The sequence below is a fragment of the Acinetobacter sp. ANC 4973 genome (assembly GCF_002135275.1).
In the GTDB taxonomy this organism is placed as follows: Bacteria; Pseudomonadota; Gammaproteobacteria; order Pseudomonadales; family Moraxellaceae; genus Acinetobacter; species Acinetobacter kyonggiensis.
On record NZ_NEGM01000005.1, the window covers coordinates 153,372 to 178,912 of the forward strand.

Sequence of the window (25,541 nt, forward strand, 5' to 3'; positions counted from 1 at the left end):
ATAATGTGCTTTCCTTATACATAGCTAATATATTCATTTATCACATTAATTTCGAACATTATTTTTAGTTAAGCGTAATTAAATCCAGTCATTATACTAATTTTTTTATAAAGACTAGACCTCTTTCACAAGTTGTTTTTTAATCAATACAAGTCGTTCGTAAAGCCAAAATTAACAATAAACTTGAAGAAGTGCTGGATTGATGTTTGCTATGAAGTTCAAACTTTAGTCAGGCAACTTATGTCCACAATGCGGGCAAAAACAATATTTATTCCTTTCTTGCTCTAATTCTTCTTCCTTACGCTCACGAATGAGCTGTAATAAAATATCCTGCGTTTGCTCAACAGTCAGACCCACTTCTTTACGCAAGTTTTCAATTTTTTCTTCATCAGCAAAAAAATCAATTTCAGCGACCTGTAAAAGTTCACGAAATTTTAATTCCAACTTTTGCTTACGCAGCTCAAGTTCACTCGCTAAACCATTCGCCAAAATACCAGCGGGAAGTGCCGCCAAACCAACACCTAAAATCGTAATCAGCGCCCCAAGGAACCTACCCAATGGCGTGATTGGCGTAACATCACCATAACCCACTGTCGTCAGTGTGACCACAGCCCACCACATAGAAGCAGGAATTGAACTAAATACTTCGGGCTGTGCTTTATTTTCAACGACATACACCCCAGCTGCTGCCATCACAATCATAATCAGTAAAATAAAAATAACCGCTTGAAAGGAGCCCTTTTCACGTTCAATCACACGCAATAAAATTTGCAACGATACAAAATAACGGGTCAGCTTAAGCAGTCTAAATAATCTGAGGATGCGTAGGAAACGTAAATCAATATGTACAAAGAAGTTAATGTATGCAGGTAAAATTGAAAGTAAGTCGATGATGGCACCACCACTTCGCACCCACAACCATCTATTTTGCCATGCATTATTAAACGGATTTTTTTCAGCAACCGCCCAAAATCGTAATAAATATTCGGCTGTAAAAACAAAGATGGAAAATAATTCAAAAGCATCAAAAAACACTTGGTACGACAGATAAATATCGTTAATTGATTCCAGTAAAACAGCAACCGTATTAGCAATAATCAATAAAATAAGAAAGACATTTACGTAACGACTAAAAGTACTTTCATAGTCATCGTTATGCAAATTATCATAAACAAATCTGCGAAGCTTGTACCACGCGTTGAATTCCATATTCGTGGGTTGCTGTTGAATAAGATTTTTCCAGTGTAGCGCAACTTGAGTCTTGGAATATGAAATTTTCCAAAAATTAATCATAGATTGCAGTGCTTTAAACTGATAATCCTCAATACTATTCGACAAAAAGAAGGGCTAAACGTACCTGATCATAACCCATACGCGGGTTAGTCGCTTCTACAATAGGACGTAGTTTAATTGCCCCTTCTTCACTAAAGTTTTCAGCACTTTGACGTTTCATTAAGCGTTTATAAATTTTACGCACTTGCTCAACCACTTCATCCCCCGGATGAGCCACAGAAATATCTAAGCCTTGCTCTTTGTGCAATTTAGCCAAATGATTGATAATTGTCGCGGGTGTTAAGCCACGTTCAACCGCAATATCTTGAATTTCATAACCTCCTTCAAAAAGTGCACGCGTTTCATCAAGTGTTGCAGTGGCGTAATTGGTTTTACCACTACTTTTAGCAATTTTCTTTTCATTACGCTGAATTTCTGTTTCATTCAATGTCCCGCCACAATGACGAATAAATGCTTTATGTTGCGGGATTAAATCAATCAACTCGAAATGAGTTTCTGCTTCAGCTGACAATTCCTGAAAGCGTCGATCTGCTTTAATGGCTAAACTATCTAACTCAAGTGCCTGTTGATTAATCCCAAGCAGTTTTAGGCCATTTAAGGCTTTCAGGCGTGATATGGCAACATAACCTTGCCCTTTCTCAAAAGTATGGCTCAGGTTAATTTCCGCAGCTTCCAAGGTCATACCTTGTGATTTATGAATGGTAATGGCCCATGCTAAACGCAGTGGAATTTGCTGAAAACTGGCAATGGTTTTACCTGCATCATTATCCACAGACCATGTTTCAGGCTCGACCACAAGCACAGTGCCATCGGTGAGTTTTACTTTAGGTAAAATGCCATGATCATCGTCTTCTTCAAAACCAATCACTTCACCTAAACTACCGTTGATATACCCCATATCAAAGTTGTTTTTTACAAACATCACTTTGGCATTTTTCTTTAAGGTTAAATTTTCAGGCGCACGAACTGAAGATTTCAATGTTTCAATTAACTTGTCATTACCATCACATACCGCATCAAATTGGCGACCATCCGCCTCAATCGCATTCAGATGTTTAAAGTTAATCGCATCGACATCCATATTATGGGTGTATAAACGGGTAAAGGTTTCACCAATATTTTGTTGATTGGTTTGCTCTAAAGCTTGCAGATGTTCCGTGGTAATACTTTGACTACGAATCGCATTTAAGATGTCATTTAAATAATCGTTGCCTTGACGATGTTGTTCGGTCAAATAACAAACCCGAAATTTCGCTTCCACCCAAGCTTCTGACATAAAGCAGAACTTATCACGATTGTTCTCATCTTTTTTACCGACTGGTGGTAACTGAAAAAAGTCACCCGCAACAATGACTTGAACACCACCAAAAGCATCATCACTTTCTTTAAAATATTTTAAAACTTGATTAACCAAATTTAGTTGTTTGGCATGCAACATTGAAATTTCGTCAATAATCAGCACTTGGGCATTTTCTAAATGCTCTTTTAAATATTTACGTTCTTTCATATTTTTTAAATCGGCATCAGATAAAAAATCTTTGATACCAATGCCTGCCCATGTATGAATGGTCATTCCATTCATGTGGGTTGCAGCAATACCTGTTGAAGCGGTAATCGCAACAGGTACTTTACGCGCTTTCAAATAATTGATGTACTGATTGAGTGTATAGGTTTTCCCTGCACCAGCCGAACCTGTTAAAAAGACATTTTCGCCCGCTTTTAAAAGCTTGAGTGCAGTTTCTTGTTTCATAAGACCTATAACCATAAATTAACGGCTATAGCCTACCGATTTTTTCCTCAAAAGTTAAGCCCAGAAAAAAGTTAAACGACACGAGATGTCACTTAAGCAACAATAACTGTGAATTTAACCAAGCAATAAATTGCACTGCAACATCCACAACAAGCGCTTCCGCTTTACGATTATTGGAATATTCCAACTGATCATAGACCAGCTTCCCCTCTCGAAGATAACAACCCAATGTCATATGTTGTTGAACCGTTTGAGATGACATATGAAAAGCCACATATTCCCCATCAACAATTTGCTGTGCATAACTTGCCGCTAAACAATGATGACACCGCTTCGATTCTTCAATAATTCGCTCTAAATCTGCCAGCTCTTCAAAACACCAATCTAAAAATTGGATCTTTTTTCTTAATGTAATGGGCTGCCATACCGCTAAGGCGAAATTTTTCTTTAACTTGCTCATGATTTCTTGTGTTTGAATCTGATCATGCCAATGCACCGCTTGATGAAAAAGCCCCATCCACGTAATACTTTTAGGCACAATTTTATTATCTGTAAAATAATCAACCAAATAATCGCGTACATAAGCATCAAAGACCGACACTCGGGTATAGCGATGACGTAAATAAAAAATTTGTCTAAACTGATCCAACTGCATTTTATAGCGCTGCAACACCGTATAAAAATCACGATTTTGATGGGTTTCGGGACGAAGATAGCCCATAAAATCTTCAGGCAATGCTTGCGTTATTTTGTATAAATGCAACATATACGCTTGCATGACCCGACTTAAACGTACATAGATATGTTTCACCATTTGATCATCTGTTTTCGCAACATTACGCATCAATGCCATCCATTCATCTAAATACAAAATAGATGGACTAATGGCAATGCGCTGATCCTCAATAGACTGTCTTTGTCCTTTTAGAATGACGGTATAATTATTTTCATGTTTAAACCACGCTTCTTGCATGGCAAAATAATGACAACTCTGGATAAACATGCGTGCAGATGAATGCTGAAAATACTGTAAGGTGGCTAAAATAATCTGTGGATGAACCTGACTGGTATCGACAAAACTAAGTGCAGTCACAGCAACCCTTACACTGCTTTGTTGAATATTTGCGCTGATCCAATCCAACACTTCGGCTGACTGCTTAAACAACCAGTTCACCGTACGCGGATAATCAAATAATGGTAGTTTTGCCACCTTCTTTTGCCAAACAATCGCGCTCAGATCAAGAAAATTATACTTTGACAATAAATCATCGCGTTGCCAAAGTTCGCGCCGCATTAAGCGAACAAAACCCAATAAATGGCTTTTCTCTTCTGCATGACGATAGAGCAAATTGATATCATCTTGATGTTCTATTAACTCATTTAAATTAAAGCGCTCTTCAAATGACAATGCCAAAATACGGTACATGGGACGAGGTAAAAATTGAGCAGCACTAAAACAAAAATCATCCAAACATTCCATTAAAGGCTGTATTGGTAGAATTTCATCCACACAAATGCCTTGAATGGAGCAAATCTCTTGCAACATTTGAATAATTAATTCAGGTACTTGGGTTTCATTTATCACACAATCCGTCAAGACAGCAGACTGGTAAAAATCAGCCTTTATCATCAGATGATCAATCATTTCAGCCTGAAGCAAAGAAAGCTGTGTTAAAAAAATACTGACCCGCTCAGCACCATTGATCCATAAATAAACTTGATCCAATAAAACTTGCCGAAACTGCTGTGCCTTTTGACGCAGAAAAAGAGAATGTTGTGGCTTTAAATCGCCAGTCAAAAAATACAGATCATGCAATACAAACTCTTCAACCAATTCTGCTTTTTGCCCCCAATAATTAAAATCACAACATAAAATACTACCCTGAACTGACGCTGGTGTAGATGTAGGTGCAGAAAATTGCAGTTGAAATAAACCATTTGCGATGTATACACAATGCTGCTCTTGATCAATCCGAAACATATTTTGTGCATTTAGATCAGTAACAATATTAAGCTGATCCTGAAAAATTTCATTGAGTGTTTTAGAAATTCTGAATAATTGTTTTGCAACCCATTGATACTGCGGTACTAAACGATCCTGTCCCATACTCGCCTCACATTGAACTCACATCCTACGGTGAATTTAATAATATATAGTGAAGACAATGTATGCTGACTAGAAAATTTAAGCAAATCTCTCTCGACCAGTATTTATCGTTAATTATTTGATATTCAATTATAAAAAATATGGCTATAACATAGGTAAAACCATACCAATTTCAAAATTAAAAGATGTTCACATTTTCAGATGTTCAATATGTATTGAATTTTGGCATGGCATAAATTGAAAATAAAATTACGTTAGATCGGTAAATAAAAATGGCTATGGTCAGCCATACTAACCATAACCATTTTATCTTTACTGTATAAGTACAATAATCTTCAGTGAATCAATCACAGCGTAAATGTATGATGACCCACCTATTATTTCTTTATAACTTAGCCAACCACATGTTTTTGCACAAGAATCGATCCAACAGAATAACCAGCACCGAATGAGCAAAGTACACCATATTCACCATCATTAACTTCGTGTGCAGTACGATGCAATGCAATAATTACACCTGCTGAAGACGTATTGGCAAATTCATCTAAAATAATCGGTACAAGTGAACGGTCAGCATCTTTGCCCACGACATATTTCAAGATTAGATCATTCATGCTGGCATTGGCTTGGTGTAACCAAAAACGCTTCACATTGGTTGGTGCAATATTATTTTTCTCAAGTTGCGCAGTAATGATTTTAGCCACCAACGGACAAACTTCTTTAAAAACTTTACGACCATCTTGATTGAACAATTTATCATCGACCACCGCATCTTCACTACGGTTTAAATAGCCGAAGTTGTTGCGAATGTTATTTGAAAATTGAGTAAATAAATGCGTATCTAAAATTTCAAAACCAGTTTTGCTGGTCGTATCTTCAATAATAGATGCTGTTGCAACATCACCAAAAATGAAGTGACAGTCACGTGAACGGAAATCGGTATGACCCGAGGTGATTTCGACATTGACTAACAATACACGGCGTGCGCCACATTTGATGGCATCTGCGGCTTGTTTTAAACCAAAAGTTGCAGCAGAACATGCCACATTCATGTCATAAGCATAACCTTGAATACCCAAAGCAGATTGAATTTCAATGGCTACAGCAGGATAAGCACGCTGGATGTTTGAACATGACAAAATAACCACATCGATATCTTCTGCCGTTACCCCTGCATTTTCCATCGCTTGTTTAGCCGCAGTCACACCCCATTCTGCTTGAATAGAAAGCTCATCATTACTGCGTTCACGTAACCGTGGATACATGCGTTTTGGATCTAACACACCTGATTTTTCAGCAACATAACGGCTTTTAACACCAGATGCTTTTTCAATAAATTCAGCATTTGAACCGCGACGTTCTTCTACTTCACCGGCTGCAATTTTGTCAGCATTGTCGTGGTTAAACAGTTCCACATAAGCATTTAAACTGGTTACTAACTCTTCATTGGTAATGGCTTCTTCTGGATGATACAAGCCTGTACCTGTAATACGAATGCCCATGTAAAACTCCTACTAAACTAATCTCGCGCTATGTTAACCGATGCCTAATTGATTCCATACTTTTTGCAATCTGGTTGGAGAAATCGGCATCTTGGTTTTCATTGGCTGTGAGAACAAAGAAATACGAAATTCTTCAATCATGAAGTACAGTTCTTTTAGGCGCGCATCATTTTTAAACTTAAATAATTTTTCCATCCACGGATCAACTTGATCAATGGCAGAATTGTCTCTTTGTAGGTTATTTGGCAAGCGCTCTAAACGCAAGACCAACGCCTTCAAATAACGAGGGAATTCCTGCCATATGTCTGAAGATTTGACATATACAAAGTTGGAAAGAGCCATTAAATCAAGCTGATCTTCAATGTCATCAATATTTTTCCCAAACAGAGATTCGTCTAAAACCAACAATTTCCGACGAATATCCTGCCATTGAATATAAATATCGCTCAGTATTAATAATGCCTCTTGTCCGTGCGTAAGGAAAGATTTTTTTACATTTAAAATTAAATTTTGAAACTCTTCAGTATTGACAGGAAGATCTTTTATTGCCATCTGTAGGGTGGCGTAAACCAACATTTGCTCTAATTTGGCTTTATCACCTAATGGCGAATATGCCAAAGCCAGCGGTTTTGAAATCTGTTTTTTCAGTTGACGAATTAAATCCCCCAACTGCATATATACCAGACGAATCACCCCTTCACGGTGCTGACGAATGGCTTCAGCCTGATCATTAAAGGTTTGAATCACCACACCCGATTCATCTTTTGCATCCAGTTCTGCAAATGCTTTCACTGGAACTAAAGCTTGATATTGCTTAACAATCACGCCTGTGACTTTCTGTGAGGCTTCAAAAGTAAAACTCTCAGGGAAAGTGTTAAATTCACCTTGAAGCTGTTTGACTGGACTATGTGTTTCTGTGCGGCAACGGGCTTTCAACTCAACTAAATCACGCCCTTTTTCAATCACATGCCCTTTTTCATCAATCACTTTAATAAACGGCAACAAATACTGATCAATGCGTTCAAAACTAAAGTCTTTCGCTGTAATTTGCTCCGCGCGCAATTGAAATGCCAAGTAGCTAAAAATGTGTTCACGTAAATGTACTGCATCAATGCCTTTCATCAACTTACGTGCTGTATCTGGAATAGGCACCAAATTTCGACGTTTATCCTTTGGTAAAGACTTTAATAAGGCTTCAATCAAATCCTGTCGCCAACCAGGAATCCCCCATGACCAAATATTTTCATCAACCTGCGGCAAAGCCTGTACAGGAATTTTAACCGTGGCACCATCTTCATCATGACTTGGGTCAAAGCGATAACTTGCCGCGAAACGCAATGAACCATTATGCAGATAGTCAGGAAACTGCTGCGTGGTTGGACGATCATTCATCCACAACGCATCATCATCAACAAATAAATAACGTGGATTTTGCGGTTCTATGGTCGCTCGCCAATCTTCAAAGGCACGTCGGCTGGCGACCTCCTCAGGTACTTTTGACGCATAGAATTGATAAATGGTTTCTTCATCCACCACCAAATCACGACGACGTAATTTATCCTCAACACGCTCTACTTCTTCTAGTTTCTGTAAATTGTGTTTTAAGAATGGCGGTGTAACACCCAAATGACCTGTGGTTAAAGCATCCCGCAAAAAGATTTCATGTGCGGCAGCTTGATCAACTTTTTCATAATTCATCAAACGCTTCGGTTCAATAATTAAACCAAACAATGAAATTTGATCATAGGCATTCACAATGCCCGCTTTTTTCGACCAATGTGGCTCAAAATAATGATGCTTCAACAAATCAGGGGCAGCCAGTAGAATCCATTCAGGTTCAATTTTCGCCAAAGTCCGTAAATACACTTGTGAGGTTTCTACCATCTCAAATGCCATTACCCAAGATGCACCACCTTTATGTAAAGTCGATGCAGGGAAAATTCGGGCTTTTTGCTGACGCACTGCCATATAGACATTTTTTTCATCGGTTTTATTGGCAATAAACGAAAGCAACCCAGTCAATAAAGCACGATGCAAGTTTTCATAACTGGCTTTTTTATCATTAAATGAAAGCTTTAAACCTTGAGCCAATTCAGAAAGTTGTTCATGGGTTTTTTTCCATTCACGTAAACGCAACCAACTGAGAAAATGCTGACGCGCAAAATTACGACGCTTATTTTCATTCATCGATTCACGGTTATTCTGTAAAGTTTCCCATAACTTAATGTAAAACAAAAAGTCAGAATCGCCTTCTTTAAATAACGCATGTTTTTGGTCGGCTTGGGTTTGTTTATCATTTGGGCGTTCACGTGGGTCTTGCACAGCAAGTGCCGCAACAATAATCAATACTTCATTGAGCACACCAAAATGGGCACCGCCTAATATCATTCGTGCCAAACGTGGGTCAATGGGCATCTTCGCCATTTGCTGACCAATTTTAGTTAAGCCACTGCTTTGAAGTCCTCCTTTAACAAAGGATGAGGAGTTTTTCTCCGCAAGAGGAGGATTTGCGTTTGGATTTTCACCTTTAGAGGGATTATTGTCAGATAAATCTCCCCCTTGCGTAGGGGATTTAGAGGGATTATGAGATAGTGCTTTCTTCTCCACCATTGCCCCAAGTTCAATCAATAGCTTACGGCCATCATTGACCAAACGATGATCTGGCGGTTCAATAAAATCAAAACTTTCTAAATCGCCTAAATTGAGACTTTGCATCTGCAAAATCACCGATGCGAGATTGGTACGCTTAATTTCAGGTTCAGTAAATTCAGGACGACTTTGAAAGTCATCTTCTGAATACAAGCGAATACACACACCCGGTGCAATACGACCACAACGCCCTTTACGCTGATTGGCTGCGGCTTGAGATACAGCCTCAATCGGTAACCGCTGAACCCGTGAACGATAGCTATAACGTGAAATACGGGCAAAACCACTATCAATCACATAACGGATATTCGGTACGGTTAGAGCCGTTTCAGCAACGTTGGTGGCAATAATAATGCGTCGTCCACCACCACCTGGGCTAAAAATCTTTTGTTGTTCAGCTAAAGCTAAACGTGCATATAACGGTAAAATTTCCGTATGCCTTGGGCCATGCTTTTGCAAGGTTTCTTGTAGTTCGCGAATTTCTTGTTCTGTACTGGCAAAAATTAGAATATCGGCATGTTCAGGATGCCCCTTTTGTTGCGCATCAGCAAAACATTCTTCTACCGCTTGCACCACTGCGCGTGGCAAATTTTCTTCAAAGTCATCAAACTCATCATCATCACTACCACCAATGCTCATTTCTGAAATGGGGCGATAACGAAGTTCTACGGGAAAGCTTCGCCCTTCCACTTCAAAAACGGGGGCATCAAAAAAGTAACTGCTAAAGCGATTTACATCTAAGGTTGCTGAGGTAATGATGACTTTTAAATCACGACGTTTATGCAGGAGCTGTTTTAAATAGCCCATGATAAAGTCGATATTGAGCGAACGCTCATGCGCTTCATCAATAATAATGGTGTCGTATTTGGTTAAATAGCGATCATTCGTCAGTTCGGCCAACAAAATACCATCTGTCATTAAACGAACAATCGAATCTTGCGATCCCTGTTCATTAAAACGGATTTTAAAACCAATCGACTCACCCAGTTTTTCACCGACTTCTTCGGCAATACGCTGCGATACACTACGTGCCGCCAGACGACGCGGTTGGGTATGACCAATCATCCCAGTTAGACCACGTCCAGCCAGCATGGCAATTTGTGGTAACTGCGTGGTTTTCCCCGATCCTGTTTCCCCTGCCACAATAATCACTTGATGTTGTTGAATGGCTTCTATCAGTTGATCAGCAGATTGGGTAACGGGTAAATCTTGATTTAACCGAATATTTGGGAGCCGCGATAGACGTTCACGTACTTTATGATTAGATTTTTCAAAAAGTTCTTGATATTGCGCCTCACTGGCATCTTTACCTTTGCGTAGTCGATTTAAACGATGACGGTCACGTGCCATGACCCATTGATCTACATTTAAATGACTGAACACAGATAACTTATCCCAAAACAAAAAATTGAACTACATATTTTACGCTGTAACGCTCTTGAGAGAAAGACAACATAATATTTATTCATTATGTTTAATGAAAAGAATATTCAAAAGCATAAAAATAGCGCATGACCCAAGCTAAAATCGAATGTTTTCATACTTTGACCATGTTCAAAACTGTTTTTTATAAGAATAATTTACCCCTAATAACATTGTCTTAATCAGAAAAAGAATTTAATTTTAAAAATTTACCCTTGAATTTTAGTTCATGAACCTTCATGTTCTTAAGCAAGCTGAAGAACTGATATTTTGTCATTAGTCCATCATCTTTGTATGACTAAAATAGGCAGAAACATCAGATTTGCTGGAATTGTAAGCTTCATAACACTTAATTCGGTTTTTCCGATTTGAATGATGTAAAAATACTGTTTCAGCAATAACAAAAAATTCGCTATTCTTTTAGAAATTAAATACAAACCTCGATCATGGAGACAATGATGAGCTTAATTAATACAGAAGTTAAACCATTCAAAGCACAAGCATTCCTTAACGGTCAATTTATTGAAGTAACTGAAGCTGACCTTAAAGGAAAATGGTCTGTATTCTTCTTCTATCCAGCTGATTTCACTTTTGTTTGCCCAACTGAACTTGGCGACCTTGCAGATAATTATGCTGAATTCAAAAAATTAGGCGTTGAAATCTACTCAGTTTCTACTGACACTCACTTTACTCATAAAGCTTGGCACGATTCTTCAGCAGAAATCAAAAAAATTGAATACCCAATGGTAGGCGATCCAACTTGGACACTTGCTAAAAACTTTGAAGTATTAATCGAATCTGCTGGTCTTGCTGATCGTGGTACTTTTGTTATCGATCCTGAAGGTAAAATCCAAATCGTTGAAATCAACGCTGGTGGTATTGGCCGTGATGCTTCAGAACTTCTTCGTAAAGTTAAAGCAGCTCAATACGTTCATGCTCACCCAGGTGAAGTTTGCCCAGCTAAATGGCAAGAAGGCGATGCGACTTTAGCGCCTTCAATCGACTTAGTGGGTAAAATCTAATTTAGATTAGATTGAACTGATTCAAAAAACCACGCTTTTAGCGTGGTTTTTTATTGCTTAAATTTTTATTAACTTAATCACATTAGACTCTAATCTAAAGTCTGAACACCGCCACCATTTACAAAAATGGTTTGTCCACTCACCCACGATGAAATTGGTGCAGCCAAATACAATATCGCTCCAGCAATATCATCTGCCGTTCCCAGTCTTTTAATGGGTGTATGTTGCAACATTCTTGCTTCAATCTCTGGGGTAAGTACACTTGCCAAAGCAGCCGTTCGCGTTGCCCCAGGTCCTACAGCATTAATTCGAACGTCTGGGCCAAAATCAAAGGCTAAGTTCGCTACCATATGGTTGACAGCAGCTTTAGAGCTTCCATAGCCACTCATATCTGGAGATGTATTTTTACTAGACATTGAAGACGTCATTACAATAGAGCCATAACCTGATTTTTTCATATGCGGTACACATAACTGACTTAAACGCCAACCGCTAAATACATTAAGCTCATAATCACGTTTAATGTCATCAATGGTAATTTGAAAAGGATTTTCACGCCCTCCACCTCCACCACCTGCATTGTTAATTAAAATATTGACCGTACCAAAAGTTTTCACGGTTAAATCAACAAGATCAACCAGACTCTGATCATCTAAAATATTACATTGCACAGCTAAAGCTCGTACGCCTATTTGCTCAACCTCTTCCACCACTTTTTGAGCTTTTTCTATATTTAAATCAGCAATAACAATATGTGCACCTGCTTCTGCTAAAAGTAATGCCGTTGCCTTACCAATACCATCCGCACCCCCTGTAACAATAGCGACTTTATCTTTCAGGTTAAAAAGCTCATTCATTTTCATGCTGATACCTTTTATAAAATTTTATATGAGTGAAGAAATACCATCATCTTGATTAGTTTTATATCATTGCATAACTTTTTGATATCTAGATTTAACTGCATAGGTAACATTTTATTAACTTTCAATAAACCAGAAATTTAAAATTGATTGAGCTCTTTTCAATTATTATTTCTTTTTTGTATATTGCACTTACTTGTTTGCTTTTATTTTCCTGTTACAAATTTGCTATACATTCATCAGGTCTTTTTCATTACCTTTAAATAAAACAAAGGTCGCAAAAAAAGTCTATAAAAAAGAAGAAAAAGGAGTTGCTTATGGGAACATTACTTATCGTAACTTCTTATAAATACAATGCATCTTCACGGTATTTAAAAATTTTTTATAATAATGGCTCAGGAGAGCTGTACCACCCTGTGCCTGAATTTATCTATAATAATTTGTTGCGCTGTAGTGACAAAACAGCCTTTGTACACAAGTACTTAGAATACGATGTGCATTTCACTCGCATTTCAATTCAATAAATTAAAAAATATGCAAAAAAACCAGAGTGGTAAGAGCAACATATAACATAAAAATGTTCAAATATTAGTTTGAACATTTTTACAATCTGTATTGATTAAAAAATGCCTTATATCGGCAATCTCATTGCTGTCAGAAGCAGCATTATTTATAACAAATCATAAATAATCCTGCGCCTATAGACAAAGTCATACTGATGAAACGTTCATCACCTTCAACCAACTCAATAAATTTTTTAACTTCCGCAGCGTGAGAGATGACATTATCAACAATCAAAACACCGCCCTGCGGATGAATCATTTTTTGTAGAAAAATCCAATAATCGACATAAGCATCGCGTTCAGCATCTAATAAGATAAAATCATAGTGATTTGCACTATTTTCAAGAAAGTTTTGCGCATCACCGACCCAAAAATCAATCACATGATCCAATGCCAACTCTTGAGCATATTGCTTTGCTTGAGTTGTGCGAGATTGATCTATTTCTAATGTGGTTACATGACCTTGCGTTTCTTGCGCAGCATCTGCCAGCCATAAAGTCGAATACCCTGTTGAAGTTCCAATCTCCAGAATACTCTGCGATTGTTGAATACGAATTTGCATGGCTAGAAATAATGCAGAGTCTGGTTCAATATTTCGATAACGCTGAATACGATCAGTTTGTAAGGCATCAAATTTAATAAAATTTTGATACAACTCTTGCATCCGTTGTTGAAATACAAAACTCATGCTCATGTCAGATGTCTCTATTTTTAGTGTTTGTACTAAGTCTAACTTATCTATAATAAAAATCTATATTTAAGCCGTTTCTTGAATCAATTTAAATCGTGGTAAGACTTGACCATCAGATAAAGTAACCGTTTCTTGAAACATCTCTAATGGACGTACCCACATAGAATAATCACCATATAAACACTGATAGACCACCAGCTTTTCACCCGTTTCACTGTGTGTCGCCACATGAAAAACTTGATATAAATTCCCTTTATAATGTTGATAAATTCCAGATTTAAGATTCATTGCTTTTTGCCTAGTGAAAAACGTCCCCCTCATCATAATCAAATTTTTTATTGATCATTACATAAATCCTATTATTTCCATGAAATATCGGATAAATACTTGAATATTCACATTAACCCCTCATCTTCCAAGTTAAAAGCTTGTTTACATTAATGAAGAACAGATCAATCTACTTATTCGATCTTAATTATAAAAACAAACTGTTTTACCTATTTAATGGTTTGTTTTATGATGACTGCATTCAATAGACATTTACTCCTTTGGAGACGTTTGCCATGTTAGATCAAAATACTTCAGCACAATTAAAAACCCTACTTGAACGCTTAGAAAGTCCAATTGAAATTGTGGCATCGCTCAATGATTCCGACAAATCAGACAAAATTAAAGAATTGGTCACTGAAATTGCAGCGTTATCCGATCAAGTGACTGCTCGTTTTGATGGAAGCAATAGCCGTCGTCCAAGTTTTGGTATTGCCAAAGTTGGTGAGCAACCACGGGTTAACTTTGCTGGCTTGCCGATGGGTCATGAGTTCACCTCTTTAATTTTAGCCTTATTACAAGTTTCAGGTTATGCGCCTAAAGTGTCTGATGAAGTGTTGGCACAAATTAAAGGCTTAAACTTAACGGCTGATTTTGATGTATTTGTCTCTTTAAGCTGTCATAACTGTCCTGACGTGGTGCAAGCCTTAAACCTAATTGCCATTAATAACCCAAATGCTACGGCAACCATGATTGATGGCGCGTTCTTCCAAGACGAAGTGGAACAGCGCAAAATCATGGCCGTACCGATGTTGTTCCAAAATGGTGAGCATATTGGTCAAGGTCGTATGACTTTGGAAGAAATTGTGGCAAAGCTTGATACGCACTCATCCAGCAAAGATGCACAAAAACTCAATGCTAAAGGGGTGTTTGATGTACTGGTGATTGGTGGTGGCCCTGCGGGCAATACCGCAGCCATCTATGCAGCACGTAAAGGCATTCAAACGGGGATTGTGGCGGAACGCTTTGGTGGTCAGGTCATGGATACCATGGACATTGAAAACTACACTTCAGTACAAAAAACACAAGGCCCAAAATTTGCTGCTGAAATGGAAGCGCATGTGCGTGCTTATGATGTCGACATCATGAACTTACAAAAAGTGGCTGCCATTAAAGGTGCCGATGAAACCGTGAATGGTTTGGTTGAAGTGACTTTGGAAAATGGCGCTAAACTGGAATCAAAAACCATTATTTTATCGACTGGTGCACGTTGGAGAGAAATGAATGTACCGGGTGAGCAAGAATACAAAACCCGTGGTGTGGCGTATTGCCCACATTGTGACGGTCCCTTGTTTAAAGGCAAACGTGTTGCAGTGATTGGTGGGGGTAATTCGGGTGTGGAAGCGGCGATTGACCTTGCAGGGATTGTTGAGCATGTGACTTTGGTTGAGTTTGATACCAAACTGCGTGCTGATCAAGTGCTACAAGACAAACTCAACAGCTTGCCAAATACCACCGTGATTATGAATGCACTCTCGACTGAAGTCGTGGGCGATGGTTCACAAGTGACGGCACTTAAATACAAAGACCGTGCTACGGATGTAGAACATACAATTGAGCTTGCAGGTATCTTTGTACAAATTGGTTTATTGCCGAATACGGATTTCTTAAAAACATCGAATGTTGCGCTTTCAAACCGTGGTGAAATTGTGATTAACGACCGTAATGAAACCAATGTGAAAGGTGTGTTTGCGGCGGGTGACTGTACCACTGTGCCATACAAACAAATCATCATTGCCACAGGTGAAGGTGCCAAAGCGTCATTGTCGGCTTTTGATTACATCATCCGTTCAGGGCAGTAATCTAGGGCGTGTCATCAATTAGGTTGATAAAATCTGACGCGTCCTTATTATTCTTTTATGACTAAACGCTATGCATTAAGAGACGATCAATGGGAACAGATTAAAGATCTGTTACCTGGACGAACAGGTACGGTTGGTGTAACCGCCAAAGATAACCGATTATTTGTTGAAGCAGTACTATATCGTTACCGCTCAGGTATCCCGTGGCGAGATTTGCCTGAACGCTTTGGTGATTTTAGAGTCATGCATACTCGCTTTAGCCGCTGGGCTAAAACAGGCGTGTGGCAGAGAGTTTTTGAAGTGCTGTCACATGACAGTGACAATGAATATGCCATGCTAGACTCCACCATTGTGCGCGCTCATCAACACAGTGCTGGAAAAAAAAGATCAGGCAATCGGACGTAGTAAAGGTGGCTTAAGCACTAAAATTCATGCCCGTACTGATGCCTTAGGCAACCCAACAGGCTTTTATCTCACTGCTGACTTAAATGGTGCTGATGTGCTGCTAGACTTATCATTAAGCCAGACTTGGCTCATGGATAAAGCTTATAACTCCGAGGGTCGAGTGATTGATCCGATCCATAAGAACAATGGTCAAGTTGTGATGCCAGCCAAAAGTAATGCTATTGATCAGCGTGATTATGACCAACATCTTTATAAGGCAAGACATCTAATCGAGAACTTTTTTGCCAGACTCAAGCAGTATCGAGGTATTGCCACACGCTATGACAAATTGGCTCAAAACTTCCTGTCAGCAATCTATCTTGCTTCAACAATAATTTGGCTTAATTGATGACACGCCCTAGGTAAATTAAATCATTTATATTGAATGATAATACATAGGCTTATATCTACGAATAGATATAAGCTTTTTTTTCAATTATTTTTTTATCAAAGGTTACATTTTATTAACAATTTTTTGATCTTTATTTGAGCTATTTTCTATTATATTCGCACATATCCCATTCATGTGGATAAAACAATTAAAAGGAAATATGACAATGAACAAACTACTTGTTGCTTTAGGTCTTGCTGCTACTGTTGCACTTGTTGGCTGTAATAAAGAAAAAGCACCTGAAACAGGTGCTACAACTGGTGAACATATAGAAAATGCTGCAACTCAAGCAGGTCAGGACATTAAAAATGCTGCTGACGAAGCAGCGGCAAAAACTGAAGCTGCAACAAATAAAGCAGTAGCTCACATTGATGCCGCAGCAGATGAAGCGGCTAAAAAAACTGAAGCAGCGGCAGATGATGTAAAAACAGCAGCAAAAGATGCAACTGCTGCGACCGCTGGTGCGGTTGAAAAAGGTGCCGCAGATGTTAAAGAAAAAACTCAACAATAATTTTATTTTGTAAATAAAAAAGCTCCTTATTTGGAGCTTTTTTATTTCTTAGATCAACCTTGCTTTTTACCTCCCATTCCTTATATGGTTAAAGTGCTAAAATTTCCTAAGAGCATGTTTATATGTCATATTCTCATCATAATGAAAAACATTATATTCATAGAACTGGTTGGCTTCGTGCCGCAGTACTCGGGGCTAATGATGGGATTATTTCAGTCACCAGTTTAATTATAGGGATGGCAGCAAGCGGAGCATCAACTCAAGTGCTACTGATCACTTGTGTAGCGGGTCTCATTTCAGGTGCAAGCTCCATGGCTGCTGGTGAATATATTTCCGTAAAATCACAAGTGGATATTGAAGAAGCAGATCTACATATGGAGGCTAAAGAATTAGATAAAAATCCAACACATGAACTCAAAGAATTAACCCAGATTTATATCATGCGCGGTTTAAACCCAGAGTTAGCGCATGAAGTTGCCGTGCAACTCACTGCTCATGATGCCCTTGGCGCACATGCACGTGATGAAATAGGTATTCATGAAAATACGGCTGCCAACCCATTACAAGCTGCGGGTTCATCTGCTCTTGCCTTTTCATTGGGTGCACTCTTCCCAATGTTCTCTATTTTAATTAGTCCAGATCAATATGTTGCAACAGTCGTCATGATTGTAGGCGTTTTATCCTTAGCTGGGCTAGGTGCTTTATCGAGCTACTTTGCAGGAACATCTATGCTCAAAGGCAGTTTACGTGTCGTGATTTGGGGAATTATTGCCATGAGCTTCTCTGCATGGATTGGTTCAATGTTTAACGTCCATCCCATGTAAATTAATTGATTTGTACTGATATAAAGCATCAATTACGCTCATTTAAAAAGACTATATGGCTCATCTTTTCCTTTATCGGTAACGGCATCAGGGTAAAATATCATCCAATCCGCTCCCCTAGTGAAAGCCCACAATCCAAAATAAACGGACTATTAATCACACATTTTTAGTGATGAAAAAACCCCTTAAATAGGGGCTTTTTGAGTTTTGGTTTTTTAAATCTAATTTAAGGCTTCTTTTAAATTACAGCCAAAACCCATAATTTCTTGTGCCTGACGGTACGATGTATAACGATTTAAAATAAAATCATAAAATTGATCTGCATTTGCAAAACTTTTTGCTAAATCTTCATGCTGCGCATGAGGCAATTGAAGCTGCCCTATCAAACTCAAATTTTGATGCCCCAAATGATACATTTCAGCAAAATAACCATTCATCATTTCGCAATAGGCTGTTTTAACTGGTTTTAAAGACGTTCGACTGACTGCATGTAAATTTAGAGTCTTAAGCTGACGACTATCAAATACCGACTGGTCTGAGAAAGCAATACTATTTGCTTTTTTAAAGGCTTGATAATCCTTCGATAATTTTTGATTCAATAAGTCAAAGCGCTGTTGCAAGCTGGCAACATCCTGAACTTGATACTTTTGAGGATCAATTTGTGTTTCATTTTGTTCAGAAGATGAACAGGCTGAAAGCACTAAAGTTGAAATTAAAGTCGCTAAAATTAACGGCTTCAGCATAAATTGTCCAATAATTACCGAATACAGCACAATATTATGCCTGAAAATATCCAGTCAAATTGATTTTTCATTTTATTAAACCGATGGATTGAACTTTTATACGCTCCAGTGTGAAAGGTTATTTTCAAATTTCTTTATTCAAGAAAATCAAAAAAATAATCATTTTATTTCGTAAAGAAATAACGAATATTATTTGCTTAATTTCTAGTGCTTGGGCAAAGTAATCTGTACTCGTAGGAGCTAAATATGACTTTATTAGAACAACTCGATATTAAACATCCTATTTTCCTTGCCCCAATGGCAGGTGTTTCTACCCCTCAATTGGCAGCAGAAGTCTCTAATCAAGGTGGTTTAGGTTCACTCGGCTTGGGTGCAAGTTCTGTTGAAGCAGCACGCCAACAGATTTTAGAGACTCAAGCGCTGACTCACCAAGCCTTTCAAGTGAATTTCTTTTGCCACCAAAGTTCAGCTTTAGACCATGACCTTGCAAAGCAGTGGATTCAATATTTAATTCCTCAATTTGAGAAATATAATGCAGTTCCTCCAACTGAATTAGAATGTATTTATCCAAGTTTTTTAGATCATGATGATTATTTAAATTTAGTTTTAGAAACAAAGCCTAAAGCAGTCAGTTTCCACTTCGGCATTCCACATCCACATCAAATTCAAGCATTAAAAAATGCTGGGATTATGACTATGGTTTCAGCGACGAATCTAGCTGAAGCACTTAAAATTGAAGCCGCAGGTATTGATATTATTATTGCTCAAGGCATTGAGGCTGGTGGGCATCGGGGCATTTTTAATGAAACATTTGACAGTGCGGTAAAAACTTCTGATTTGGTTCAGTTGTTAAAAAAACATTGTCATTTACCGATCATTGCTGCTGGTGGTCTGATGAATGGACATCAAGCCCAGCGACTCATACAATTAGGTGCTGAAGCCGTTCAACTGGGAACTGCATTTGTACAATGTAAAAGCTCAAATGCCAATGCTGCTTATCGAAAAGCATTATTCAATACCCCCATTACTCAAATCACGGAAAGTATTTCAGGCCGTCCTGCACGTGGTTTAATTAATCATTGGCATACTCAAATCGATCGACCTGAACGACCTAATGTCGCCACCTACCCGTATTGCTATGATTTGGGCAAACAACTCAATGCCGCAGCATCAGCCCAAGGAGATTTTGGTTTTTCTGCATTCTGGGCGGGAACAAATGTCGCTCAAATTCGTGAAATGGAAGCTGCGGATTTAGTCAATCAACTGGTGTTAGAAATGAGCCAGACGCAATAAGGTAAATGATAAAAAGCCTCTCCATTAAAATGATGCCAGTCAGTTAAGAAATTGACTGGCTTTTTTATTTTAAATTCATGATGTTATTCGATACGCGGAAACGTCATCCGCAACTGTTCGAGGCAAGACTACTTTGAAAAAGTACAGTTTCTGCAAGTTATTAATCAATAAAAGGTATTTGGCGAGTTTTGCGGAGACAATGCCTTTCTTGCGAACTCAAAATATATTTTGAGGCTTCTCATTTGGGCTTATCCAAAGTAATAGATGAGCTCCTAGTATTTGATTTAAAAATACAAGACTCCGTTGTGAAGAACTAAAAAGCTAAGGAGTTTATTACAAAACCCCTCAACTGATCCGCATTATCTCAATTGAGAGGTTTTTTACTCGCCACGCTTTATTTTGTTTCAAGTAAATTGATCTGTTCCACCTGAACATCACTCATGATTTCACCTTGCGCTAAAAGTTCATCAAAATAGGCTTCAACCACTTTGTACTGATCGGCCGTACTTTCTACTTTATACATATTTTGACGAAATTCATTACTGGAACGTAAACCTTTGGTATACCAAGCAATATGTTTACGTGAAATACGACAACCAGAGTACTCACCATAGAATTCATAGAGTTCCGATAAGTGCCCTAAAAGTACATCCTTAACCTCTTGAATATTCGGTGCAGCTAAATGTTGACCTGTTGACAAATAGTGAGAAATTTCACGAAAAATCCACGGGCGACCTTGTGCTGCACGACCAATCATAATGGCATCAGCACCCGTGTAGTCGAGCACATATTTTGCTTTTTCAGGACTGTCGATATCACCATTGGCAATCACAGGAATACTTAACATTTGTTTGACTTCTTTAATCAAACGATAACGTGCCGTATTTAAATACATGTCCTCACGCGTACGACCATGCAATGCCAATGCAGCTATGCCCGCTTGTTCTGCACGTTTTGCAACACGCATAATATTTTCATGACCATTTAAATAACCCAATCGAGTTTTTAAAGTCACAGGAACATCAACTGCGGCAACAACGGTATCTAAAATACGCGCGACCAGATCTTCATCTTTTAACAACGCTGAACCAGCTAACTTATTACATACTTTTTTAGCAGGACAGCCCATGTTGATATCAACAATTTGTGCACCATTTGCCACTTGAAAACGTGCTGCCTCAGCAAGATCTAATGGATCTGAACCTGCAATCTGTGCCGATATCGGGGCAAGCTCGCCATCAAAATTAGCACGATATAAACTTTTTTTACTCATGCGTAAGGTCTGGTCTGATGTCATCATTTCACTGACTGCATGCCCAGCACCAAAATATTTACATAACGTCCGAAATGGACGATCCGTAACACCTGCCATCGGCGCAACAAAAATAGGCGTAGTCTTTGATTTATCGAACAATTCACTTATAACATTGTTTTTTAACAACTTGGTACTTCCTATATTCTCAATCATTCTCAACTATTCTTAAGCATTTGCAAGTATTCATTGCGCCCAATTTACGCCATAGGTTAGTATGTGGCGTAAATTCATTTTATGGCGCAAATTTAATGGGAACAATTGCACAGCGTACAACTGCTGATGGTAAAACTAGATTTAGAGCGCAAATACGAATTAGCCGTAAAGGCTTACCACCATTTATTAAAACTAGAACCTTCCCAAAAGAGTCTTTGGCAAAAGAATGGATCAAACGTATTGAAGCAGAGATTCTGGTCAACCCTACTATTCTAAATCCAGATGCTGAGCAAGTGTCAAAAACTTTAGAACAATTCATAAAACAATATATTGAAGAAATTGGAGATGAGTTTTCGAATACCAAGGCTTCAGCACTAAAAAACATATGCAATTACGACATAGCCCAAAAAGATGTTTACACCCTATCTCGCCAAGATTTTTCTTCATTTGCTATCGAACGGCGTAAAGGCAACCCTTTAGAAATGATTGATGGCGTAAGTCCATCTACAACCCTAAAAGACTTATCTCACATCTCGAGTGTTCTAAATCATGCCGAACTTGTTTGGGGAGAGAGTATTGAAAAGTCGAAAGATGAACTCACACACTCTTTAAATGGCTTGAAGAAAGCACGTATCGTCACTAAATCAAAAGAACGTGATCGTCTAATTACACCAGAAGAACTACTTATTCTCACCAATCACTTTTATAAAGGTTGGAAGCGCGTACGCAACGCTATACCAATGCATCTGATCATGTGGTTTGCCATTTATTCTGGCCGTCGGGAAGGTGAAATTTGCGAAATGCGTTTGGATGATTTTGATAAAAAAAATAGTCAATGGAAAATTCGTGATGTTAAAAATCCAGATGGATCAAAAGGAAATCATAAATTCGCCCATCTTGAACCTAATGCATTACTAATTATTGAAGAACTATTAGAACCATCAACTAGGAAACGTATGCTAGAGCTTGGTTATAGTGATGAGCTTTTAGTTCCTGTAAATGTTCAAACAGTCAGTGATTATTTTCGTCGAGCATGCAAAATCAATAATATTGTAGATCTAAGATTCCACGACTTACGTCATGAAGCTGCTACACGTTATGCTGAGGACGGCTTCACAATCCCCCAACTTCAAACTATTACACTCCACTCTTCATGGAATAGTTTAAAACGCTATGTAAACTTAAAAAAACGTGGCGAACGCATCAATTACCAAGATGCCATTAAATTAGCACACCAACAATATGGTGAAAATTATTCTAAATTTGCACTTAAGCAGCGTTATGTGTCAGCTGAAGATTTAGCAATTGCAGAAGAAGCATTCGCTGAAGTTCACTCACCAGATAGTCTAAATACTGATTTCCCTTTCATTGAAGAACAATTAAAGAAATTTATAAAGTCATTTAGACCCACTAAAAGCATTATTGATACCTATAAAGAAAAATCAAATATACAAAATATTTTTGCATGGAGTGAGGTCCAACAAACATTTGTAGTCCCATACATACAAAATGCTTGGGAAAATTGGTTATCTGAATCTGGTGTAATTCAATGGGAATCACTTCCTATCGATGCAACACATTTTAGTATGAATGGTCTAGATCTACTAAAAATTGAAAATGATCGGGTATATAAATGGGAAACAGACATTGAGAAATGGATAGATATTTCAAAATACTGTAATTTTGATCAATCGAAACTCATCAATAAATAATGTCTTTCTCCCATACATATTGATTTAAAAAAATGAAAGTAACTAAGCTAAATCATGTAAGGTAATGTATATGATTTAGCTTATTCTTTCTTTATTCCACTATTAATAATTGAATGAATAATTAATTTAAGGATCATCCACCATGCATAAATAGATGCTAACGAAGTCGCAGTATCATCATCTAATAACCCATGAGCAACTTTATTACGCAAATTAAACCCTAGTGCTTCTGTGAAAAGACTTTTAATTTCAAAAGTTAAGTCTTTACCAAAAATTTGCGTTGCTTCTGGTAACTCCATCAACGTACTTAATCCATTTTCATTTTCGATACCATCTCTATCTATATTACTTGTATGTGCTCCAGCCTCTTTCAATTTCGATCGCACAATATGTTCGACCTGAGGACAAAGCAAATGGATTGCGGAACCAAATTCCTCTTCGAAACCTAACCAGAGAGCATGTCCCAGTAATGTAGTTCTATTTTTTGGTACTAAAGGTGAAGCATGGCAAATTGCTACCATTAACTCTTTCGTAAATCTATGTTCCTTACATAATTGCCTTAATGCAGGAAGTATTTGCCCCTCGACCGCAAGTTGTACTTGGATAGAAAAAATAGTTTGAATTTGCATATCTAATGCAGCTAAATTCGTTGGGTCAGTATCACCTGCGCTTAAATTCATAGCTGGTGTCCTTGCGACAACACGCCCATCATCACTCATATGACGCCCAGAAAACATGCTACTTATTAAGCCGCTTTGAATGGACTCTTTCGCACTTTTAACCAGATTTTCATAATTTGCCCCCTCAAAACCAGCAAAGTACATTAATGCTTCCTGAGAGCTATGCTTGCCTGTTACGTGGTTAATTGATAACTCAACCATATCTGAAATGTTTACTTTGGGGGTGCTGATCATAGTCATTTCGCCTATCGCAGCCTGCCCAGATTTTGTTATTTTGGTACGAATCTCTAATATTTTACTTTCAAGCCCATAAGTATCTCGGTGTTTATTAGGAATTCTACGATATGCTTGTATTGCATTCTCATAGAAAGAATTGGCGACCATATTACTGTTAATAATTCGGGAATCAGCCTCTAATTCGTAGCATTCAGCAATTGAAATTAAGGATCTTATAAAACCTTCCTCATCAGCACATTGTTGGTATTTTTTTGATGCTAATTCAAAATATGATATTGCAGAATGGAAATCCTCATTTTCCCTTAAAGTACCTGCCTTCCTAAAAAGTGATAAGGCTATCGCTTCTCTAAAATCTTTATCAATCTTTAATTTATCTAATAATTGTGCAATCCAAAGCTCCATAAACTTACTACTTGGATATTCGAGCTGAAATGCTGAAAAAAGCTTTTGCTTAATATCATCCAAACGATTCATATCTCGGATTTGTATACATAATAGTGCAGCACGTTCCCAAGAAATCTTAACGTCGTGATGCCAAAGTTCGTCATCAATTATATTGGCAATATAAGAATCTATTGCGGCTATTGCATGATTAGGGTTCCTTGGTTGTTTTAATAACCATAGCAAATCCGCTAACCTTGCCTTTAAGTATGGTTCATTAACATCATTCAAAATATCTTCAAAAAAAGTCAGCTCTTCACTTGTAAAATCTTCTAGTATGGTTGTTCTTTTTCCTTCTTGATAATTTATATAGTAAGCCACAAATGGTTCATTTAAACTATCTGCTATCAATCTCATTGATGTTGCTCGTGCTAACAATGAAAGAGCTTTAGAACAATCTTTCTTCCCTGCTAAATCCATTTTTTTTGCAGAGTTTTCAAGACTAGACATAATAGAATGGTAACCATTAACGTGCTCTTGAGGCACCTCGTAAATCCATTCACACTCTATAAATAATTGACGATTTAACTGTATTGAATCTTTCATATCACCCTTGCTGCCAGAATCTATCTAACTCTTATGTTTTTAAAAATTTGTATGTTTAAAACCTTACTTTTATTTGCGTTTAAGCTTTTTCACAACTAGACACTTATCTAATACGTATAAAATGTTATACGACCACATAATAAACTACTCAAATATCTGAAATAAAAAATAAATTTAAAGCGAATAAGGAGTCAACCGTTTATCAGAAAATATAAAATAATGCGACAGCTAATGTCGTAATTTTGATTTTGAAGGATTTTTAA

At 37.8% G+C, this 25,541-nt stretch carries 18 protein-coding genes and 1 pseudogene; 8 read left to right on the forward strand and 11 right to left on the reverse strand.

Features of this window, described 5'->3' with window-relative positions:
- Positions 1 to 225: 225 nt before the first annotated feature.
- The 5 genes from B9T30_RS08075 to B9T30_RS08095 form a co-directional block, all read right to left on the reverse strand.
- On the reverse strand, positions 226 to 1,209 hold the full coding sequence (locus B9T30_RS08075; protein WP_086184708.1) for an ion transporter: 984 nt from the start codon (positions 1,207 to 1,209) through the stop codon (positions 226 to 228).
- A gap of 118 nt (positions 1,210 to 1,327) precedes the next feature.
- Complete coding sequence (locus B9T30_RS08080; RefSeq protein ID WP_086184523.1) at positions 1,328 to 3,043, reverse strand: AAA family ATPase; 1,716 nt, start codon at positions 3,041 to 3,043, stop codon at positions 1,328 to 1,330.
- An 88-nt stretch (positions 3,044 to 3,131) separates the two neighbouring features.
- Entirely contained in the window at positions 3,132 to 5,150 is a 2,019-nt protein-coding gene (locus B9T30_RS08085) for a hypothetical protein (protein WP_086184524.1), read from the reverse strand.
- A gap of 392 nt (positions 5,151 to 5,542) precedes the next feature.
- Entirely contained in the window at positions 5,543 to 6,652 is a 1,110-nt protein-coding gene (locus B9T30_RS08090) for a beta-ketoacyl-ACP synthase III (RefSeq protein WP_086184525.1), read from the reverse strand.
- Positions 6,653 to 6,685: 33 nt separating this feature from the next.
- A complete protein-coding gene (locus B9T30_RS08095) occupies positions 6,686 to 10,651 on the reverse strand; it encodes a DUF3418 domain-containing protein (protein WP_413772564.1) in 3,966 nt (1,321 codons plus the stop codon).
- A gap of 530 nt (positions 10,652 to 11,181) precedes the next feature.
- On the opposite strand from B9T30_RS08095, the gene ahpC reads away from it, so the two are divergent.
- Entirely contained in the window at positions 11,182 to 11,745 is a 564-nt protein-coding gene (gene ahpC, locus B9T30_RS08100) for an alkyl hydroperoxide reductase subunit C (protein WP_004648718.1), read from the forward strand.
- 89 nt (positions 11,746 to 11,834) lie between these two features.
- On the opposite strand, the gene B9T30_RS08105 is transcribed toward ahpC, so the two are convergent.
- A complete protein-coding gene (locus B9T30_RS08105; RefSeq protein ID WP_086184527.1) occupies positions 11,835 to 12,608 on the reverse strand; it encodes a glucose 1-dehydrogenase in 774 nt (257 codons plus the stop codon).
- Between the two features lie 314 nt (positions 12,609 to 12,922).
- On the opposite strand from B9T30_RS08105, the gene B9T30_RS08110 reads away from it, so the two are divergent.
- Positions 12,923 to 13,129 carry a KTSC domain-containing protein gene (locus B9T30_RS08110; protein WP_086184528.1) on the forward strand — a complete coding sequence of 69 codons (207 nt, stop codon included), beginning with the start codon at positions 12,923 to 12,925 and terminating at the stop codon, positions 13,127 to 13,129.
- A gap of 142 nt (positions 13,130 to 13,271) precedes the next feature.
- Here B9T30_RS08110 and B9T30_RS08115 read toward each other — a convergent pair whose 3' ends face one another.
- Complete coding sequence (locus tag B9T30_RS08115; protein WP_086184529.1) at positions 13,272 to 13,862, reverse strand: O-methyltransferase; 591 nt, start codon at positions 13,860 to 13,862, stop codon at positions 13,272 to 13,274.
- Between the two features lie 63 nt (positions 13,863 to 13,925).
- On the reverse strand, positions 13,926 to 14,147 hold the full coding sequence (locus B9T30_RS08120; RefSeq protein WP_004648713.1) for a DUF1653 domain-containing protein: 222 nt from the start codon (positions 14,145 to 14,147) through the stop codon (positions 13,926 to 13,928).
- A 275-nt stretch (positions 14,148 to 14,422) separates the two neighbouring features.
- Between B9T30_RS08120 and ahpF the strand changes: the two genes are divergently transcribed.
- From ahpF to B9T30_RS08140, 4 genes and pseudogenes are all read left to right on the forward strand, one after another.
- Entirely contained in the window at positions 14,423 to 15,988 is a 1,566-nt protein-coding gene (ahpF, locus tag B9T30_RS08125; protein WP_086184530.1) for an alkyl hydroperoxide reductase subunit F, read from the forward strand.
- A 57-nt stretch (positions 15,989 to 16,045) separates the two neighbouring features.
- Positions 16,046 to 16,781: pseudogene (locus B9T30_RS08130) on the forward strand (IS5 family transposase).
- A gap of 208 nt (positions 16,782 to 16,989) precedes the next feature.
- Positions 16,990 to 17,334, forward strand: coding sequence for a hypothetical protein (locus B9T30_RS08135; RefSeq protein ID WP_086184531.1), 345 nt, complete (start codon positions 16,990 to 16,992; stop codon positions 17,332 to 17,334).
- A gap of 122 nt (positions 17,335 to 17,456) precedes the next feature.
- Complete coding sequence (locus B9T30_RS08140; protein WP_086184532.1) at positions 17,457 to 18,158, forward strand: VIT family protein; 702 nt, start codon at positions 17,457 to 17,459, stop codon at positions 18,156 to 18,158.
- Positions 18,159 to 18,379: 221 nt separating this feature from the next.
- Here the strand turns inward: B9T30_RS08140 and B9T30_RS08145 are convergent, their stop codons facing one another.
- Entirely contained in the window at positions 18,380 to 18,901 is a 522-nt protein-coding gene (locus tag B9T30_RS08145; RefSeq protein ID WP_086184533.1) for a hypothetical protein, read from the reverse strand.
- 246 nt (positions 18,902 to 19,147) lie between these two features.
- On the opposite strand from B9T30_RS08145, the gene B9T30_RS08150 reads away from it, so the two are divergent.
- Positions 19,148 to 20,194: an NAD(P)H-dependent flavin oxidoreductase gene (locus tag B9T30_RS08150; RefSeq protein WP_086184534.1), complete on the forward strand. Its 1,047-nt coding sequence runs from the start codon at positions 19,148 to 19,150 to the stop codon at positions 20,192 to 20,194.
- Between the two features lie 394 nt (positions 20,195 to 20,588).
- Here B9T30_RS08150 and dusB read toward each other — a convergent pair whose 3' ends face one another.
- Positions 20,589 to 21,635 (reverse strand): tRNA dihydrouridine synthase DusB, encoded by a 1,047-nt coding sequence (gene dusB / locus B9T30_RS08155; protein ID WP_086184709.1) that lies wholly within the window; start codon positions 21,633 to 21,635, stop codon positions 20,589 to 20,591.
- Between the two features lie 122 nt (positions 21,636 to 21,757).
- Between dusB and B9T30_RS08160 the strand changes: the two genes are divergently transcribed.
- Positions 21,758 to 23,374, forward strand: coding sequence for a tyrosine-type recombinase/integrase (locus tag B9T30_RS08160; protein ID WP_086184535.1), 1,617 nt, complete (start codon positions 21,758 to 21,760; stop codon positions 23,372 to 23,374).
- Positions 23,375 to 23,454: 80 nt separating this feature from the next.
- On the opposite strand, the gene B9T30_RS08165 is transcribed toward B9T30_RS08160, so the two are convergent.
- The gene (locus B9T30_RS08165) at positions 23,455 to 25,278 is read right to left on the reverse strand and encodes a DUF4209 domain-containing protein (protein ID WP_086184536.1); all 1,824 of its coding nucleotides are present in this window, start codon (positions 25,276 to 25,278) and stop codon (positions 23,455 to 23,457) included.
- Positions 25,279 to 25,541: the final 263 nt, after the last annotated feature.